The following is a 16,024-nucleotide window of genomic DNA, read 5'->3' on the forward strand; positions in this document are numbered from 1 at the left end:
GCCTCAGCCACGCGCCAACTCCCCGAACAGCAACAGGGTGAACCCAAGGGAACAACCCAAGGATCACTGGTGACCCCCGCCCAGGCAAGACACACCCGAAACGGGCAACCAGCCGCGGACGCCGCGCTTCCACACCCGAGAGCCGATGGATCACAAGCCCGTGAAGCCGACACTCCGGCACTTTGCCGAGGCCGTGCCTGGGGATCCGAACGTCCGTTCTGATGGAAGGGATCGATGGGGTTCATCGACCAGTCGTATCCTGTACTGTTTGCCCATCTGGAAGCCCACGGCGTCGAGCCGGCGGACGCAACCGAGGCGACGGATCGTCTAAGGAGGAGGGTCATGAACGGTCGGCTCATGTCCGCCTGCTCCGGATCGGCGTCCTCATCACGCTCGCGCTGATGCTCTCGCTCTCGTTCTTCTCCACGAGCGCTCGAGCGGCCGAGTCGAACCCAACGATCGTGCTCGCGCACGGCGCCTTCGCATCGCCCGCAGGATGGGAGAGGGTGGCCGCCGCGCTGCACAAGGACGGATACGAAACGGCGACGCCAGCGCTCGGCCTCGACTCCCTTGCCGGCGACGTGTCGATCGTTCAGGCGACGCTCGATTCGATCGGTGGAGACAAGATCCTCGTGGGACACTCGTACGGCGGGTTCGTGATCTCGAACGCTGCCGTTGGACGCACGGACATCCTCGGACTGGTCTACACGGCGGCGTACGTCCCGGACACGGGCGAGACGATCGAAAGCGTGAGCTCGGGATACGTTCCGCCGGCGTTCCTGGCACCGGGACATCTGGTGTTCGCTCCGTCGTTCCCGTACGTCATCATCGATCCTCAGTACTTCCGCGACGACTCCGCCCAGGATCTGAATCCGAAGCTCGCCGCCGAACTGGCAGCCTCACAGCACCCGACGAGCCTCGCGATCCTCGGCAGTCCATCCGGACCCGGCGCCTGGCACAACCTCCCGTCGTGGTACGCGGTCTCGGGCGCCGATCGCGTCATCGACCCCGACCTGCAGCGCTTCATGGCCCAACGCGCCGGGTCAATGGTGGTCCAGTTCGACGATGCGAGCCACGCGGGCGGGTACACGCATTACGCGACACGGTTCGTGAAGCTGATCGAGCAAGCGGCCCCTGGTGGCCGGCCGAGATAGCGTGCCGGTCGGCAAGGTAGATCGAGTCGATCGCCTCGCCGTAGATGTCGAGCACGCTCCTCACGCTTGGTGGCGTAGAGCCGCATAGACGAGTTTCTACACCCGACGCCCGCGGCTCGCATCCGCGTCGCCAGGACAGGGTGGGCCGTGTGCGCGCCCGCTAGTGCGCATGGCCTGCACGGGCCAGGTCAGATGAAATGGTCCTCTTCGAGAAGGCTGGCGCACACGCCGAAGTCACGCAGCTCAGCGCCGAGCGCGGCCTGGCCGGAGAACGCCGCGGTCTCCCCCTGTTCCAGCGAGTCCCAGCACAGACCGTCGGTCAGCTCCAATGCACGCACCACCACCGAGGCCAGTGCCGCGAGCGGCCTCGTCTCCGCCTCTCGACGCAGCCGGGCGACGTCGCGCACGGACGTCTGGTTCGTGGCGGCGGCTTGCAGCCGCGCCAGTAACAGCGACAACTCACCGGCGAGGTACTGTTGCGTCATTCCTATCGCCGCCCAGCTGTTCTCCCTCACCGACCTCACGCGGTCGGTCTTTCAGCGTTGGCTCGAGCCGGTTACTCAGCGTGACCGAACGCCCTAATCTCCTCAGCCTCCTCTGGCGACAGCTCGCGTGGAAGCTCGCCGCTGGCGACCTTCTCGCTCTGGACGTGGTGGCGGATGTCGTCGACGATCTCGGGGTTCGCCAGCGTGCTCACGTCGCCGACGTCGGCGAAGTTGGAGATCGAAGCGATGACCCTTCGCATGATCTTGCCGGAGCGGGTCTTGGGCATGTCCGAGACGATCCAGACGTTCTTCGGCCGCGCGATCTTCCCGATCTCGGTCTCGATCGCCTTGGTCACCTTCGCCTCGATGTCCTTGCCCGGGGTGAACCCCGGCTTCAGCGCGACGTACAGCTCGACAGCCCGGCCGCGAAGCTCGTCGATGACCGGGACCGCGGCGGCCTCGGCGACCTCCTCGACGGTGATGCTCGCCGACTCGAGCTCCTTGGTCCCCAGCCGGTGCCCGGCCACGTTGATCACGTCGTCGATCCGGCCGAGGATCCGGAAGTAGCCGTCGGCGGCCTGGACAGCTCCGTCGCCTGCCAGGTACGGCCAGTCGCGCCAGTCCTTGCTCTCCTTGTTGCGGCAGTACTTCTCGTAGTAGATCTGTACGAACCGCTCGGGCTGGCCCCAGATTGTCTGGAAGATGCCTGGCCAGGGGTTGCGGATGCAGATGTTGCCGGCCCGGCCGCTTCCGGCCGCGACCTCGTTGCGGTCCTCGTCGTAGATCACGGGGTAGACCCCGAGGACCCCCGGGCCGCAACTGCCGGGCTTCATCGGCTTCAGGGCGGGCAGGGTGCCGCCCAGGAAGCCGCCGTTCTCGGTCTGCCACCAGGTATCGACGATGACCGCCTCGCCCTTGCCGACGACACCGTGATACCAGCGCCAGACGTCCGGCTCGATCGGTTCGCCCACCGTTGTCATATGCTTGAAGTGGTAGTTGTACTTCTTCGGCTCGTCCGGGCCGAGCTTGCGCAGCATGCGGATCGTCGTCGGCGCGGTGTGGAAGATGTTCACCCCGAGCCGCTCAGCGATCCGCCAGGGACGACCGGGATCCGGATAGGTGGGCACGCCCTCGTACATCACGCTGGTCGTCCCAAGCGACAACGGGCCGTAGACGATGTAGGAGTGCCCGGTGATCCACCCGATGTCGGCGAAGCACCAGTACGTGTCGTCCGGGTGGATGTCCTGGTAGTACTTTGACGTCCCGGTGACGTAGGCGAGATAGCCACCCGTCGAGTGCTCGCACCCCTTTGGCTGGCCCGTCGTGCCGCTGGTGTACATGAGAAACAGCGGCGCTTCGGCAGGCATGGAGAGCGGCGCGACCGCGCTCCCGCGGTAGTCCTTCAACAACTCGTCGACGAAGAAATCCCGGCCTTCGACCATCGGGCTCTTCGACGCGTACTGGCCGGGGTGCCGTCGCCAGACCAGCACCTTGTCAACCTCGACGCCCTGCTCACGGGCCCTCGCCACCGCCTCGTCGGCTTTGGCCTTGTGATCGATCAGCTCGCCGTTGCGGTAGTAGCCGTCCATCGTCACAAGGATGCGGCTTCTCGAGTCGGCGATCCGCTCCCCGCACGCCGCACCACTGAATCCGCCGAACACCTCCGAGTGGATGACGCCGAGGCGGGCACAGGCCAGCATCGAGACCGGCAGCTCAGGGACCATCGGCAGGTGGAAGGTCACGCGGTCGCCGGCCTGCACGCCGCCGAAGTCTCGTAGGAGCGCGGCGAACTCGTTCACCCGGGTGTAGAGCTCCTGGTACGTGATCGCCTTGGTGTCTTCGGTCTCCGGCTCAGGCACCCAGATGAGCGCAGCCTTGTTCCGACTGGTCGTCAGGTGGCGGTCGACGCAGTTGTACGAGGCGTTCAGTCGACCGCCGACGAACCACTTCCAAAACGGCGGGTTACTGGTGTCCAGCGTGGTGTGCCAGTAGGCATCCCAACTGAGCAGGTCCGCGTACTCCTTGAAGCACTCCGGGAAGTGCTCCTCGCCGAATCGCTCGAAGATGGCCGGGTCGGCCGCGTTCGCCTGTGCGATGAACTTCGCAGGCGGGTAGTAGTACTCCTCCTCGCGCCAGTGAACCGCGATCTGCGCCTCGGGGACCTCCGCCTCCTGCCCTGCTGCCATTGCTCGACCCTCCCACCGGGAGACGACTTCGAAGACCGTTGTCGGCGGCGTTCAGCCCGCCGGCGGCGAACCACGTGCGGTGCGGCGGGTCCCACTCGAACGACTTCATCGTCTCGGTGAACCACTCCACGAACTCCTTGGCACGCCGCAGCCACAAGCCCTCGTCGTCCCGCTCCGCCTCCTCGTAGACCGACTCATCCCTGATCCCGCCTGCGCCGTGAACTCGCGCGAGGGCGGGAACGTACGCACGTCGCGGTCGAGCACGTTGATGGTGTCGTCGCTGGCCCTCCTGGGGCTCAGCTGAGGTTACCATCGCTCATCGCAGCCTCCTCGCGCTCGGCACGGACGGGCGCGTGCAACGCGTGGCGCACCCGCCGCGTTCCGGTCGTGCAACGACCTTTGCGCGGTTGGTGGCGTGGCAGCCCTCCGGTCGGGCGCGTCGCCCCCTCGGCTGGCTCGAATGGACCGCTACCAGCTTCGAGGTACGCTCGGTCCAGCCTGTGGAGCTCGGCGTCGACGGGAAGGTGATGGTCCTCAACCCACCGATCCGGTTCCGCACCGTCCCGGAGACGCTCCGGGTGCGGATCCCACGCCACGCACCCGGCCACTCCCCCGCCGCCGCGACACCCACCCCGGGCTGGTCCACCGTCACCGCACTGATCCACACACGCCAGCCGACCCTTGGCCATCCAGACATGAGCAGCCAGCACCGTCCGGCTTGCCCATTGTCCTCATCCGTGGACCCCACCCTGCACCGTCGGCCCGTCTCCGCGGGCCGGGACCGGAAGGAGGAGCCGTGAGCATCCGGACGCTTCCCATGCCGAGCAACCCGGCGCTGCGCCAGCACGCCCAGCAGCGAGCGCAGAAGGCCGAGAACCGCATCGCCGACGCGATCACGCGGTTCGCGGGCTCGATGCAGTTCGTCTACATCCATGTGCTCTGGTTCGCGGCGTGGATCGTCTTCAAGGTTGAGCACTATCCTTTCGGGCTGCTCACCATGATCGTGTCGCTGGAGGCGATCTTCCTGTCGACGTTCGTGATGATCAGCCAGAACCGGGGCGACGAGAAGCGCCAGGTCTTGGCCGACCACCAGTGGCAGATGGTCCAAGAGGAGGAGCACCAGAACGAGGAGCTGCTCGGCCTCTCCAACCAGATCCTCGAGCTCACCAGGGCCATCCACGCAATGACATCGGGCCGGGCGGCGCCGGATCCCGCAGGTACGGGCGGGGCTGCGATGCAGGACTCCGGCCCGGCCAAGCCGCCCGACTCGTAACCTCTGGGGAGGGCCGCGCTGGGGCCGTGCGCCCTCCTCGCAGGAGAACCCACCGGCCCTCCCAGAGCCAGGCGACCCGGGCCCACGCCATCACCACGACCACCCACCGTAGTCACCGCCTCGGTCCAGCCCACCTCATGAACGCACCCGCGAAGGCGATGATCGCGGCGACCTCGAGCGCTGTCTGGAAGCTGTTGACGAACGCGACCGGCCGCGGGTCGCCCGCTGCGAGCGACGAGTCGAGCACGTGCGCGACGATCGCGCCCATGACGGCGATCCCGGTCGATCGGAAGCCCACAGCCCGGTCCTCCGATCGGGCGGTCGCTCGTGTGGGCCGACAGCTCACGGCAGCTCGTCGCATCACGCCGGGCAACCGTCTGTCACAGCGCGAACACCTTGCTGCCCCTGTGTACCGTCTGCCACCTGCCCAACGACTCCACATGAACGGGATCGAGGACCCGGGCTGTTCAGCCACATCTCGATGAAGTCGAACTCCACCCCGCGCCCGGCGGCACAGCACCCACCACCGACGCCAAGGTAACCGAGCACGACCCTGGAGACCTGGATGTGACGCCCTTGCGCCAGCGGCTGCAGCGCGTTCCCGCGTCGGTGATCGACGCGGGCCTGGCGGCGGCGCTGGCGGTCGCGGTCACGATCGCGATCCGCGTGTCGCCGCAGCCGGGCGCGCGACCCGACGCGCTCGCCTACGCGCTGGGGTTGACGATCGCCGCCTTGGCGCTGGCCCGGCGGCGCTGGCCCCTGGCCGTGCTGCTGGCGTCGGCGGCGACCCTGCAGGTCTACTACCTGCTCGACTACCCCGGCATCTTTGCCGCGGTGCCGCTTTCGGTGGCGCTGGCCACCGCCTGGGCCGCCGGCCACCCCCGCTGGTCGCTGCTGGTCGCCGCCTGGTTCGCCGGCGCACCGCTCCTCTTCCGAACCGTGGCCGACCCGGAACCGCTGCCCCGGGTGCTCAATGACAGCGTGCCGGACGTGGTGCTGTTTGCCGCCGTGCTGCTGCAGGGGGGAGGCGGTACGGACCCGCCGCGCGCTGCGCGTGGAGCATCGCCTGTTGCTGGCGGAGCAGGAGCGGTCGGAGCGGCTGCTGCTCAACGTGCTGCCCGCCCCGATCGCGGCCCGCCTCAAACAGACCGACGACGTGATCGCCGACGCCTTCGGTGAGGTCACCGTGCTCAAGCCGCTGCTGCCACCCGACCAGTGGGAGGCCGTCCGCCGGCAGTCGATGACCCTGGATCACCCGCTGCGTGACCCCGAGCAGGTGGACATCTGGACCAGCGAACGCCAGACCCGCGTGGCGCTGCGGCGGTCGCCGCTGCGGCCGATGCCGCTGGTCGCGCTCGCCCACGGCCGCCCCGACCCCCAGCCCGGCTGGCCGTTTGTCGAGGAGGACGAGCGGCTGTGGCGTCAACTGCAACAAGAGCTCGCCCAGCTCGTGCCCGGCGGCAGGCTGGTGATCGCCACTGAGAGCGGCCACGACATCCAGCACGAGCAGCCGGAGCTGGTGCTGGACGCCATCCGGGACGCCGTCCAGGCGGTGCGGGCGGGCGACCTGGTGCCCCACTGACGAGACGTTCGGCTCGACCGGAACCGTCGCGCCTCAGCCCGCTCACCTGCCCTTGCCCGGCCGCCGCCGACGGGCGACCCTCGCGCCGGTCTTGCCTCCCGCGTCGCTCAGCCGGGCACGACCGCAGCTCCGGCCGAGCACACCCGGCCAGGCCCGCGGCCGACACTCCCCCGCTGCCCTTGCCCACGACCTCCGGCGGCGCCGCCGCGTCCAGGCCTGACGCAGGCAGTTCACAGCCTGGATCGGCTGCACCGATGCCACTGGTGGCGCTTACCCGAGCGTCAGCCCGGCACTAGCCCGCGGCTTGTGGTGCAGGTAGCGTCTGCGGGGGGAGGCTGCCGGTGGCAGGGCGAGACCGTGGTTGACGACGCAGGCGTGGGCATCCGGCTCCTCGGTGGGTTCGAGGTCACCGTGGGGGATCACCCGGTGGCTGCCGACGCCTGGCGGCTGCGCAAGGCCAAGACGCTGGTCAAGCTGTTGGCGCTGGCTGGCGGGCATCGCATGCACCGCGAGGCCCTGGTGGCCGTGCTGTGGCCCGAGCGTGACGCCGCGTCGGCGACCAACAACCTGCACCAGGCGCTGTACGTGGCCCGCCGGGTGCTCACGGGGGCGTCTAGCGCTCTGTTCTGCCTGCGCGACGATGTCGTGTGGCTGTCGAGGGCGCGATGCCGTGGCTGGATACCGAGGCGTTTGACGCCGCCTGCCGGCGGGCCCGCCAGACCCGGGATTCCCAGGACTATCGGACGGCGGCCGAGCTGTACCGCGGCGACCTGCTGCCCGAGGACCGGTTCGAGGACTGGGCCGAGGGGCCACGCGAGGCCTTACGCGAACGCCATCTCGGCCTGCTGGTCGAGTACGCTGACGTGCTGTCGGCGCGGGGCGAGCACACCCAGGTGGTCGACATCGTCGGCGCCGTGACCGCCGCCGACCCCTTCCATGAGGGCGCCTACCGGACGCTGATGACGGCGCTGGCCGCAAGCGCTCGACGGAACGAGGCTGGAGCGACGGTCCGGCGGCCAGCTCGCGGCCGGCCGCTGCCTGGACGAGGCGCGGCGCCGCTTTGCCGCCCTGGCCGACGCGCCGGGCCTCGCCTACCTGGCCTGCCACGCTGAGCCGCTGCTTAGCGGACGCTGAGCGGCCCGCCGTACGGTCGCGGCGACAGGCGGACATCAAGCAAGAGGCCGCCGTCGGGGTGGTGGCGATGGTCGGCTTGGTGGCCGGCTCGTCGACGCCCCGTACGGTGCAGAAACACGGTCACAGTCGCTTGAGGAACCGCGTTCGTAGGTCGCCAGCCTAGCGGGTTACACTCCGGCAGCGAGGGCCACTGGGGTCTTCGACCGCCGTAGGCGGTCGGGTCGTTCGTGCACGAGGGGAGAGCATGAAACAAGCCGTCAGGGTGGGCGCGGCGCTCGTCGCCATGGTCCTAATCGCCGTCTTCCTCACCGGCACGGCCGGCGCCGGCCAGGGCAATGCTGCCAACGCGACAGGCACCGACAAGAGCGTCAGCGACGTCTATCTGGTCATGCTCCAGGAAGCACCGGTTGCCGCCTACGAGGGCGGCGTCGCCGGCTATCCGGCCACGAAGCCGGCGCCGGGCAAGAAGCTGGACAAGAAGGCTCCCAACGTCGAGAAGTACGCGGGGCATCTGCGCTCTCGCCACAACGCGCTCGCGAACGGCGTCGGGGCGGCGCGGATCTACGACTACGTGTACTCGCTCAACGGCTTCGCCGCCACGCTGAACAAGGGGCAGGTGGCCAAGCTGCAGGCCTCGCGGGGCGTCGTCTCGGTCAAGCGCGACTCCCTGTCCCAGCCGGCCACCGACAACACCCCGACGTTCCTTGGTCTCAACGCGGGCGGCGGCATCTGGAGCCAGCTCGGCGGCCAGTCCAAGGCCGGCGAGGACGTCGTCATCGGCGTTGTCGACACCGGCATCTGGCCCGAGCATCCGAGCTTCGCCGACACCGGCTACGGTCCCGCGCCCGCTGACTGGAATGGCGAGTGCCAGGCCGGCGAGCAGTGGACCAGGCGCAACTGCACCGACAAGCTGATCGGTGCCCGGTATTTCGAGAAGGGCTACGGCCACTTCGGCGGCGGACTCGCGGGCGACTACCAGTCGCCGCGCGATCACGACGGTCACGGCACCCACACGGCGTCGACCGCCGGCGGCAATGCCGGCGTCGCCGCGTCGATCTTCGGCAAGAGCTTCGGGACGATCAGCGGCATGGCGCCGCGCGCGCGGGTCGCCGCCTACAAGGCGTGCTGGCCCGAGGGCTGCGCCGTCAGTGACCTCGTCGCGGCGATCGACGCGGCCGTCGCGGACGGTGTCGACGTCATCAACTACTCGATCGGTGACGGGGATCCCGACTTCCTCGACGCCGACGACGTGGCGTTCCTGTTCGCGCGGCAGGCCGGCGTCTTCGTCGCCGCCTCGGCCGGCAACGCCGGCCCCGACGCCAGCACCGTCGACCATGGAGGCCCGTGGTTGACGACGGTGGGCGCGAGCACCCAAAACCGCTCCTTCACCGGCACGGTCAGGCTCGGCAACGGCCAGTCGTACAAGGGCGCGACGGTGACGCCCGGCCTGGCGTCGACGCCACTGGTGGACGGGGCCGCGGCCGGGAGCGAGGGCTGCCTCACCGGGCTAAACCCGTCGCTCGTAACAGGCAAGATCGTCGTCTGCCAGGGGAGCTTCCAGCGGGCGGCGAGGAGCCTGGCCGTCAAGCAGGCCGGCGGCGTCGGGATGGTCCTCTACACAGTCACCGACACCGACGCGCTGCTCAGCGACAACCACCACGTGCCGACGCTGCACGTGACGCACACGGACGGCTTGGCGATCAACGCCTACATCGCCGCGGCCGGCACCTCAGCCACCGCGTCGCTATCCGGCGGCGCCAAGGAGTTCGGCGGCGGCAACACGATGGCAGCCTTCTCGTCACGCGGGCCGCTCCTTCCGAGCGACCGGAGCACGGGCGATCTCCTGAAGCCGGACATCACGGCTCCGGGGGTGCAGATCCTGGCGGGCAACAGCCCGACCGCGTTCGTCGGCGCGCCCGGCCAGCTGTTCCAGGCGATCGCCGGGACGTCGATGTCGAGCCCGCACATCGCCGGGATCGGCGCGCTCCTGAAGGACCTCCATCCCGACTGGACGCCCGCCGAGCTACAGTCGGCGATCATGACGACCGCCCGCCAGAACGTCCGCAAGGAGGACGGTGTTACGCCCGCGGACCCGTTCGACTTCGGGGCCGGGCACGTCGTCCCGAATGGGGCGGCGGATCCGGGTCTCGTCTACCCGGCCGGCTTCGACGACTACCGTGCCTTCCTGCGAAGCCAGCGTCTCTGCACATTGTGCTTCGGCACGAGCCCGGCGCCGGTCGTCGCCGCAACCGACCTCAACGTCCCCTCGGTCACGATTCGCGCGCTCGCCGGTGTCCAGACGGTGACGCGGAAGGTCAAGAACGTCGGTCCCGCGGCGAGGTACCAGGTGAGCGTCGCGGCCCCGGCGGGAGTGGACGTCCAGGTCACGCCAAGCGAGCTGACGCTTGCGGCGGGCGCAACCGCCACGTATCAGGTGTCGTTCGCCGCGAACCGGGACGCGTCGTTCGACCGGTACGCGTTCGGCTCGTTGACCTGGAGTGACGGGAAGGGCAAGGGCGGCCACCAGGTGCACATCCCCCTCGTCGTCCGTCCAGTGAAGCTGGCCGCTCCCGCCTCGATCACCGGCACGGGACCGTCCGGGTCGGTAACCCAGACGGTCCAGCTCGGCTACCAGGGCACGTTCGCGGTCGCCGCGCAAGGACTGGTTGCCGCGACAACCGAAACGAGAACAGTCGCCGACGATCCGACGAACAACTTCGACACGGACGCGCCAGATTCCAACCAGGGCATCCAGGTGCACTCGTTCACGGTTCCGACCGGGACGACGCTCGCGCGCTTCCAGCTGTTCGATGAGTTCACCGACGGCAACGACGACATCGACCTCTACCTGTACCGCGTCGGCACGGGTGGCGCCCTCACGCTCGTCGGCTTCAGCGCCGGCGGCACGAGCGCCGAGCGGATCGACATCCGCGCTCCGGCCGCGGGAACGTACAAGTTGTACGCGCACGGCTGGCAGACGGACGGTACGAACGCGGTCTACACGCTCTTCAGCTGGCTCGTCCCGGACACGGCTGCGGGGAACATGACCGTGGCGTCGAGCACGTCGTCGGCGACGGTCGGCGGCACAGCCAACGTCACGGTCTCCTGGAGCGGCCTGACCGCAGGCACAAAGTACCTCGGCCGGATCAGCTACAGCGACGGGAGCAGCGAGATCGGCTCCACGACCGTCAGCGTCAACCCGTAGGCGGCTGAGCAACGAGACGTGCGAGGGCCCGCTCCAGCCGGGCCCTCGCACATTCCCACGTGACAGCCGCAATCTGCACTCGAGCGGACGTCCTCATGACGAGAGTACAGCCCACGTCCGCAGCGCCGGGATTGCGATTGTCCTCCCCGTTGCCAGCGTTGGTAGCAGCCTGGGGCGCGCCTGATCCACCATGACGCAGCCCGACAGCAAGCTCGCCGCACAGGAGGCAAGCAGATGGCTCGCGCATCCCAACGGCTGCGGACCGCGGCGGGGCAGGCCCGCGACGGCATCCAGGCCGGGCTCGAGCGGCTCCGGACCGACGGTTGGCTGATCGCCCAGACCGCCGGCGCGGCAGCGATCGCGTGGCTGCTCGCCGCCGCGGTGCTCCACCACCAGCAAGCGGGGTTCGCCCCGGTCGGGGCCGTGATCGCGGTCGAGGTGACCCGCGGCCAGCAGGTGCGGCACGCCATCGAGCTCGTGCTCGGCGTCACGCTTGGCATCGGCGTCGCCGTGCTGCTCGGATCGGTGATCGGCAACCCACCGCTGCGGATCGCGATCGTGGTCGGGGTGGCCATGACGCTCGCCCTGCTTGTCAGCGGCAGCCTCGTGCTTGTCGTCCAGGCCAGCCTGGCGGCGATCTTCTTGGCCGCGACCCCCTCGCCCACCGGCGGGCTGGCCGGCGAGCACCTGGTCGAGGCGCTGATCGGCGGCGGGGTGGCGCTGGTCATGACCCAGCTGCTGTTCCCACTGGACCCCATCAGGCACGTCAACCAGGCCGCCGAGCCCGTCTTCGACCGGCTCGCCGACGCCCTCGAACAGACCGCAGCCGGGTTGGCCGCCGGCGACCGTCACCGGGCCAGGCAGGCCCTCGAGCAGGCGCGCGCGATCGACCCGCTGGTGCGCAGCCTCCACGAGGCGCTCACGGTCGGCTACCAGGTCGCCCGGCTCGCCCCGTTCCGACGCGGGGCGCTGGGCGAGCTCGAGCCGTATGCCAGTGCCGCCAGGCAGGTGGACTACGCCGTCCGCAACACCCGGGTCCTGGCCCGGTCCGCCATGGTGCTGCTGGCAGCCGAGCGGCCCGCGCCGCAGGGCCTGGTGGCCGGTGTCGGGGACCTCGCCGGGGCGGTGCGCACCCTGGGCGGTGAGGTCGTGGCACGCGAGCCGCGTAGGGCGGCGCAGCGGGTGGCGTTGCAGGCGGCGGCGCACGCCATGGCCGCGCTCGAGGAGGATGGCGACCTGGCGGTTGCCATGGTCGTCGGGCAGGTGCGCTCCACCGTCCTGGACCTGCTGCGCTGCTCGGGCATGGACCTGGCGGACGCCCAGGAGGCGCTGGACGAGGCGGCCGGCCCGGCCGTTGAGGAATCCTAACCCGCTCCCGGCCGCGGGCCACCCAGCGTCGGCGGGCGCACGCCACGCCATCGCTGACCATGCTGCAAGTCCGGCCCGGCGCCTCTGATCTGGGCATCGCCCGATCGTGACCACACCGGCCCTGTTCAACATCGTGCTCGGCAGCGCGAATCCCGAACGGCTCTACGCCTGGTATCGCGCGGCACTCGCGCCCGAGGACACCGGGACCGAACACATCGACGCCAAGCTCCTGCTGTCCGGGCAGGCCGACCCCGCGTCCCCGGAGCTTGCCTCCAAGCTGGTGGGCGACGAGGCCATCACCCACACCGCCGAGACCGTCGGGGACGGCCGCAACTTGTGTGGCGGATGTGGCTCCTGGTCTGTCTAGGACGGGCTGGTCGGGTTGCCGGGTGGCGCGTCGCTGCGGGGGTTCTGCAGGGCGAACCACTCGATCCATGCTCGCTGGCGTCGGGTCTCGACCGCCCGGGTTCGGTAGTTGGCTCGTATCCACCCGACGGCCTGGGTGGCTGGGACGCCGGCCAGGATCGCCATGCAGGCCAGCACCGTCCCGGTCCGTCCGCTCCCACCGCCGCAGGCAACCTCGACGCGACCGCCCGCCTGGGCTCGCCTGAACGCCTCGAGGATGGCGCACATCGCTTGCTGTGCGTCGGCAGGCGGCCGGAAATCGGGCCAAACAATCCAGTCCGCCTCCCAGCTGGGCTCCAACCGACGGCGGCGCCGAAGGTGGTTCCGCCAAGCCTTCTGCAGGCGGGTCGTGTCCTGCTGTTGCCGGGGGCGGCTGACCAGGTAGAGCCCGTAGTCCGGCAAGGGACCGTCGGGGAGTCGGCCTCGCAGGCCCCTGCCCCGGACCAGGGTGCCGTCGGGCAGCTGGGTGGCTCCATGCAGTGCCGTGCTCATGGGGTCGCTTCCCCACGTGATGGGTTCGTCGGGCAGATCCTAGTGGAGCGGGCCGAGCTCGGCGCAGTAGCGGATCGCTGTTGGGTCGCTGAGGCCGAACAGCAGGGTGAGGGTGAGCGGGTCGCCGCCGGTGGCCTGGACCTCGGCCAACAGGCGGATGTGGGCGCACCGACCCCTGGCTTACACGGTCGCGACCCGATGCTGCCGACGCAGCTGAAGAGCGGCGTCACCCTGAAGGGCCTGCACTGGCAGGGCCGCACCTTCGACATCTCGGTCGGCCCGGACAACACGACCGTCTCGGAGACCGCGGGCCAGCCGTTCGCGGTCGAGTCGCCGCAGGGGACGCAGATGGTCTGCGATGGTGCCCGTCGTCTGGCTGTCGGCCCGCTTGGCACTCTTGGCTGCATGTGCGTCAGCTGCCAGGATGGCCCTGGGAGGAAGCTCAGCGCTGGAGCGGAGGGAGTTCGCCATGACCACAGCGACGGATGTTGGCTTCGTCGAGCTGCGGATCGCCAAGGTCGTCGGGCTTGGCGCGGCTGAGGACGAGATGGTCCAGTGCGTCGTGTTGGACGAGGTGGCAGGGGACCGGCACCTTCCCATCGAGATCGGCCAGGCGGAGGCCTTCAGCCTGGCGGCTCGCCTCGGTGGGATCGAATGGCGTCGCCCGATGACATACCAGCTCACCGCTGCCCTGGTGCAGGCCCTTGGCGGGCGTGTCCGGCAGGTGCGGATTGATCGGCTCGTGGAGGAAGTCTACGCCGCCACCATCGAGGTGGAAGGCCCGCTTGGCATGCAGTCGGTCGACGCGCGGCCCAGCGACGTGCTGAACCTGGCGGTGCTGGTGGACGCCCCGATCTTCGCCGCTGCCGAGGTGCTGGTGGAGGCGGAGGCGAGACGAGCGGGTGATTCCGCTGAGGCAGCACTCCTGCGTCAGGCGCTGGTAGCCCCGCCGATGACGGTCGGGACGGTGGGGATGTAAGTCCAACACACCTTGGAAGGTCGGTAGCCCGGGCTCATCGGACCGATCCTCCTGGGGCCGTCCCAGGTGTCAACTGAGGGAACCCAGCAAGCAGGAGGTATCGAGGTGTTGCTCGAGGACAAGAACGCCGTGATCTACGGAGGCGGCGGCTCGATCGGTGGTGCGGTTGCCCGCGCCTTCGCCCGCGAGGGGCAAAGGTCTTTCTCGCTGGCCGCACCCGGGCCAAGCTCGAGGAGGTGGCCGAAGAGATCCGCTCCGCGGGGGAGTGGCCGAGACGGCGCAAGTAGATGCGCTCGACGAGAAGGCGGTCGATGAGCATGCCGATGCTGTGGCGGCAGAGGCCGGAGGTATCGACGAAGGACCCGCTGAGTTACGGGCAACACTTCTGGCGACCTGCTTAGGCGTAGGTCATGCTCGGTTCCTCTTGTAGATGCGCCCGCTCATCGCACCCTCAGATGCCCGCTGCCGATGCGCGCCAGGGAACCCTCGGTGCGCCGACCCTCGGCCCGATAGACGAAGCGGATGACCTCGCCATCCTCGGCGTGAGCGATGGCTTCCGGGCCGGTCAGGTCGGCCTGGTCGTCGCTGTCCTTACCGGGGCGCGCGATGAACCGGACCAGCTCAGGCTGGGCCGGGAATCGTTGGTCGTTACCGGTGGTGTAGCCGAACAGGAGACGGGCCAGCTCTGCCTTGGAGTCGAGCGGCCGATGTTCGGCGAGACGGTGGTCGAACACCACGACGTCGTACATGGAGCACTGCTCCTCCTGGACGGTTGTGTGGCAGTCTACGGCACGGTCTCGGCGAACTTGCGTCGAAGCCCTTGGCAGGCTCGACCCTGTCCTTGCTGCCCTGTACGGCTACGCGCTGACCTCTTTGACGATTCGACTGCGACCATGGAGCGTGTGGTCCTTGTTGCCCACAGCGTCCGCGAGCTCGTCAACAACCTTCCTGAAGCCCTTTGGCGATGTCGACGGCGTGCCGACCCGTGTTTGCAGTCGCGTGACGGTAGCCGGACGTCGGCGCTCTTTCTTACTGTATAGGCATCCGTTGTTCGCCCCGCATCCCCTCCTGAGGAGGAACCGCCATGACCAGCGCTGGGTCAAGCAGCCCGCAGAGCGACATGACGATCACCGAGCACGAGCTCGCCCAGTGCGAGCGCGCCAACACGACCGGGCGCACGCCGGTGGTGTTCGTCCACGGCCTGTGGCTGCTGCCCAGCAGCTGGGACCGCTGGGCGGCCCTGTTCGAGGACAACGGCTACGCGGCGTTGACGCCGGGGTGGCCGGACGATCCCGACACGGTCGAGGAGGCCAAGGCGCATCCCGAGGTGTTCGCGCACAAGTCGGTCGGGCAGGTGGCCGACCATTTCGAGGAGATCATCGGTGGGCTGGCCAGGAAGCCGGCGATCGTCGGGCACTCCTTCGGCGGGCTGCTGACCCAGATCCTGGCCGGGCGCGGCCTGGCGGCGGCGTCGGTGGCGATCGACCCGGCGCCGTTCCGCGGCGTGCTGCCCCTGCCGATCTCCGCGCTGAAGTCGTCCGCGCCCGTGCTCGGCAATCCCGCCAACCGCAACCGCGCGGTCCCGCTCACCTACGACCAGTTCCGCTACGGCTTCGCCAACGCGGTGGACGAGGAGGAGGCCAAGCAGCTCTACGAGACCTATGCCGTACCTGCCTCCGGCCGCCCGATCTTCCAGGCCGCGGCGGCCAACCTCAACCCCTGGACCGAGGCCAAGGTCGACACCAGGAACCCCGACCGTGG

Annotated in this window: 13 protein-coding genes and 2 pseudogenes; 10 read left to right on the forward strand and 5 right to left on the reverse strand. The window is 69.3% G+C overall.

Features of this window, described 5'->3' with window-relative positions; genetic code table 11:
* Positions 1–401 precede the first annotated feature (401 nt).
* Positions 402–1,154 carry an alpha/beta hydrolase gene (locus VG276_00700; GenBank protein ID HEV8647937.1) on the forward strand — a complete coding sequence of 251 codons (753 nt, stop codon included), beginning with the start codon at positions 402–404 and terminating at the stop codon, positions 1,152–1,154.
* 188 nt (positions 1,155–1,342) lie between these two features.
* Here the strand turns inward: VG276_00700 and VG276_00705 are convergent, their stop codons facing one another.
* Together VG276_00705 and acs are read right to left on the reverse strand one after the other, a co-directional pair.
* Positions 1,343–1,669 carry a hypothetical protein gene (locus tag VG276_00705; protein ID HEV8647938.1) on the reverse strand — a complete coding sequence of 109 codons (327 nt, stop codon included), beginning with the start codon at positions 1,667–1,669 and terminating at the stop codon, positions 1,343–1,345.
* 41 nt (positions 1,670–1,710) lie between these two features.
* Positions 1,711–3,825, reverse strand: a complete 2,115-nt coding sequence (acs, locus tag VG276_00710; protein ID HEV8647939.1) for an acetate--CoA ligase — start codon at positions 3,823–3,825, stop codon at positions 1,711–1,713.
* An 817-nt stretch (positions 3,826–4,642) separates the two neighbouring features.
* Between acs and VG276_00715 the strand changes: the two genes are divergently transcribed.
* Entirely contained in the window at positions 4,643–5,098 is a 456-nt protein-coding gene (locus VG276_00715; GenBank protein HEV8647940.1) for a DUF1003 domain-containing protein, read from the forward strand.
* A gap of 112 nt (positions 5,099–5,210) precedes the next feature.
* On the opposite strand, the gene VG276_00720 is transcribed toward VG276_00715, so the two are convergent.
* Positions 5,211–5,396 carry a hypothetical protein gene (locus VG276_00720; protein HEV8647941.1) on the reverse strand — a complete coding sequence of 62 codons (186 nt, stop codon included), beginning with the start codon at positions 5,394–5,396 and terminating at the stop codon, positions 5,211–5,213.
* Between the two features lie 765 nt (positions 5,397–6,161).
* Here VG276_00720 and VG276_00725 point away from each other — a divergent pair.
* The 5 genes and pseudogenes from VG276_00725 (at position 6,162) to VG276_00745 (ending at position 12,754) form a co-directional block, all read left to right on the forward strand.
* A pseudogene (locus VG276_00725) lies at positions 6,162–6,290 on the forward strand (adenylate/guanylate cyclase domain-containing response regulator).
* Positions 6,291–7,345: 1,055 nt separating this feature from the next.
* Positions 7,346–7,792, forward strand: coding sequence for a bacterial transcriptional activator domain-containing protein (locus VG276_00730; protein HEV8647942.1), 447 nt, complete (start codon positions 7,346–7,348; stop codon positions 7,790–7,792).
* Positions 7,793–8,076: 284 nt separating this feature from the next.
* The gene (locus tag VG276_00735) at positions 8,077–11,019 is read left to right on the forward strand and encodes a S8 family serine peptidase (GenBank protein ID HEV8647943.1); all 2,943 of its coding nucleotides are present in this window, start codon (positions 8,077–8,079) and stop codon (positions 11,017–11,019) included.
* 234 nt (positions 11,020–11,253) lie between these two features.
* Entirely contained in the window at positions 11,254–12,387 is a 1,134-nt protein-coding gene (locus VG276_00740) for an FUSC family protein (GenBank protein ID HEV8647944.1), read from the forward strand.
* A 106-nt stretch (positions 12,388–12,493) separates the two neighbouring features.
* The gene (locus VG276_00745) at positions 12,494–12,754 is read left to right on the forward strand and encodes a hypothetical protein (GenBank protein HEV8647945.1); all 261 of its coding nucleotides are present in this window, start codon (positions 12,494–12,496) and stop codon (positions 12,752–12,754) included.
* Here VG276_00745 and VG276_00750 read toward each other — a convergent pair.
* Positions 12,751–13,284, reverse strand: coding sequence for a protein-tyrosine phosphatase family protein (locus tag VG276_00750; protein HEV8647946.1), 534 nt, complete (start codon positions 13,282–13,284; stop codon positions 12,751–12,753). The two genes, VG276_00745 and VG276_00750, sit on opposite strands and share 4 nt — an antisense overlap.
* 358 nt (positions 13,285–13,642) lie before the next feature.
* Here VG276_00750 and VG276_00755 point away from each other — a divergent pair, with 358 nt between their 5' ends.
* Both VG276_00755 and VG276_00760 read left to right on the forward strand, forming a co-directional pair.
* Positions 13,643–14,263: a bifunctional nuclease family protein gene (locus VG276_00755; protein HEV8647947.1), complete on the forward strand. Its 621-nt coding sequence runs from the start codon at positions 13,643–13,645 to the stop codon at positions 14,261–14,263.
* 105 nt (positions 14,264–14,368) lie between these two features.
* Positions 14,369–14,618 (forward strand): annotated as a pseudogene (locus VG276_00760) (SDR family NAD(P)-dependent oxidoreductase).
* Positions 14,619–14,703: 85 nt separating this feature from the next.
* On the opposite strand, the gene VG276_00765 reads toward VG276_00760, so the two are convergent.
* A complete protein-coding gene (locus VG276_00765) occupies positions 14,704–15,012 on the reverse strand; it encodes a hypothetical protein (GenBank protein HEV8647948.1) in 309 nt (102 codons plus the stop codon).
* Positions 15,013–15,347: 335 nt separating this feature from the next.
* Here VG276_00765 and VG276_00770 point away from each other — a divergent pair.
* A partial coding sequence (locus VG276_00770; protein ID HEV8647949.1) for an alpha/beta hydrolase occupies positions 15,348–16,024 on the forward strand: 677 nt, incomplete at its 3' end.

The organism is Actinomycetes bacterium (genome assembly GCA_036000965.1).
Lineage (GTDB): Bacteria > Actinomycetota > CALGFH01 > CALGFH01 > CALGFH01 > DASYUT01.

Excerpts from the sequence above, each read along its gene's own strand:
- VG276_00700 (HEV8647937.1), top strand. The coding sequence starts at position 402 with ATGCTCTCGCTCTCGTTCTTCTCCACGAGCGCTCGAGCGGCCGAGTCG.
- acs (HEV8647939.1), bottom strand. The coding sequence starts at position 3,825 with ATGGCAGCAGGGCAGGAGGCGGAGGTCCCCGAGGCGCAGATCGCGGTT.
- VG276_00715 (HEV8647940.1), top strand. The coding sequence starts at position 4,643 with ATGCCGAGCAACCCGGCGCTGCGCCAGCACGCCCAGCAGCGAGCGCAG.
- VG276_00730 (HEV8647942.1), top strand. The coding sequence starts at position 7,346 with ATGCCGTGGCTGGATACCGAGGCGTTTGACGCCGCCTGCCGGCGGGCC.
- VG276_00740 (HEV8647944.1), top strand. The coding sequence starts at position 11,254 with ATGGCTCGCGCATCCCAACGGCTGCGGACCGCGGCGGGGCAGGCCCGC.
- VG276_00750 (HEV8647946.1), bottom strand. The coding sequence starts at position 13,284 with ATGAGCACGGCACTGCATGGAGCCACCCAGCTGCCCGACGGCACCCTG.
- VG276_00755 (HEV8647947.1), top strand. The coding sequence starts at position 13,643 with ATGGTGCCCGTCGTCTGGCTGTCGGCCCGCTTGGCACTCTTGGCTGCA.
- VG276_00765 (HEV8647948.1), bottom strand. The coding sequence starts at position 15,012 with ATGTACGACGTCGTGGTGTTCGACCACCGTCTCGCCGAACATCGGCCG.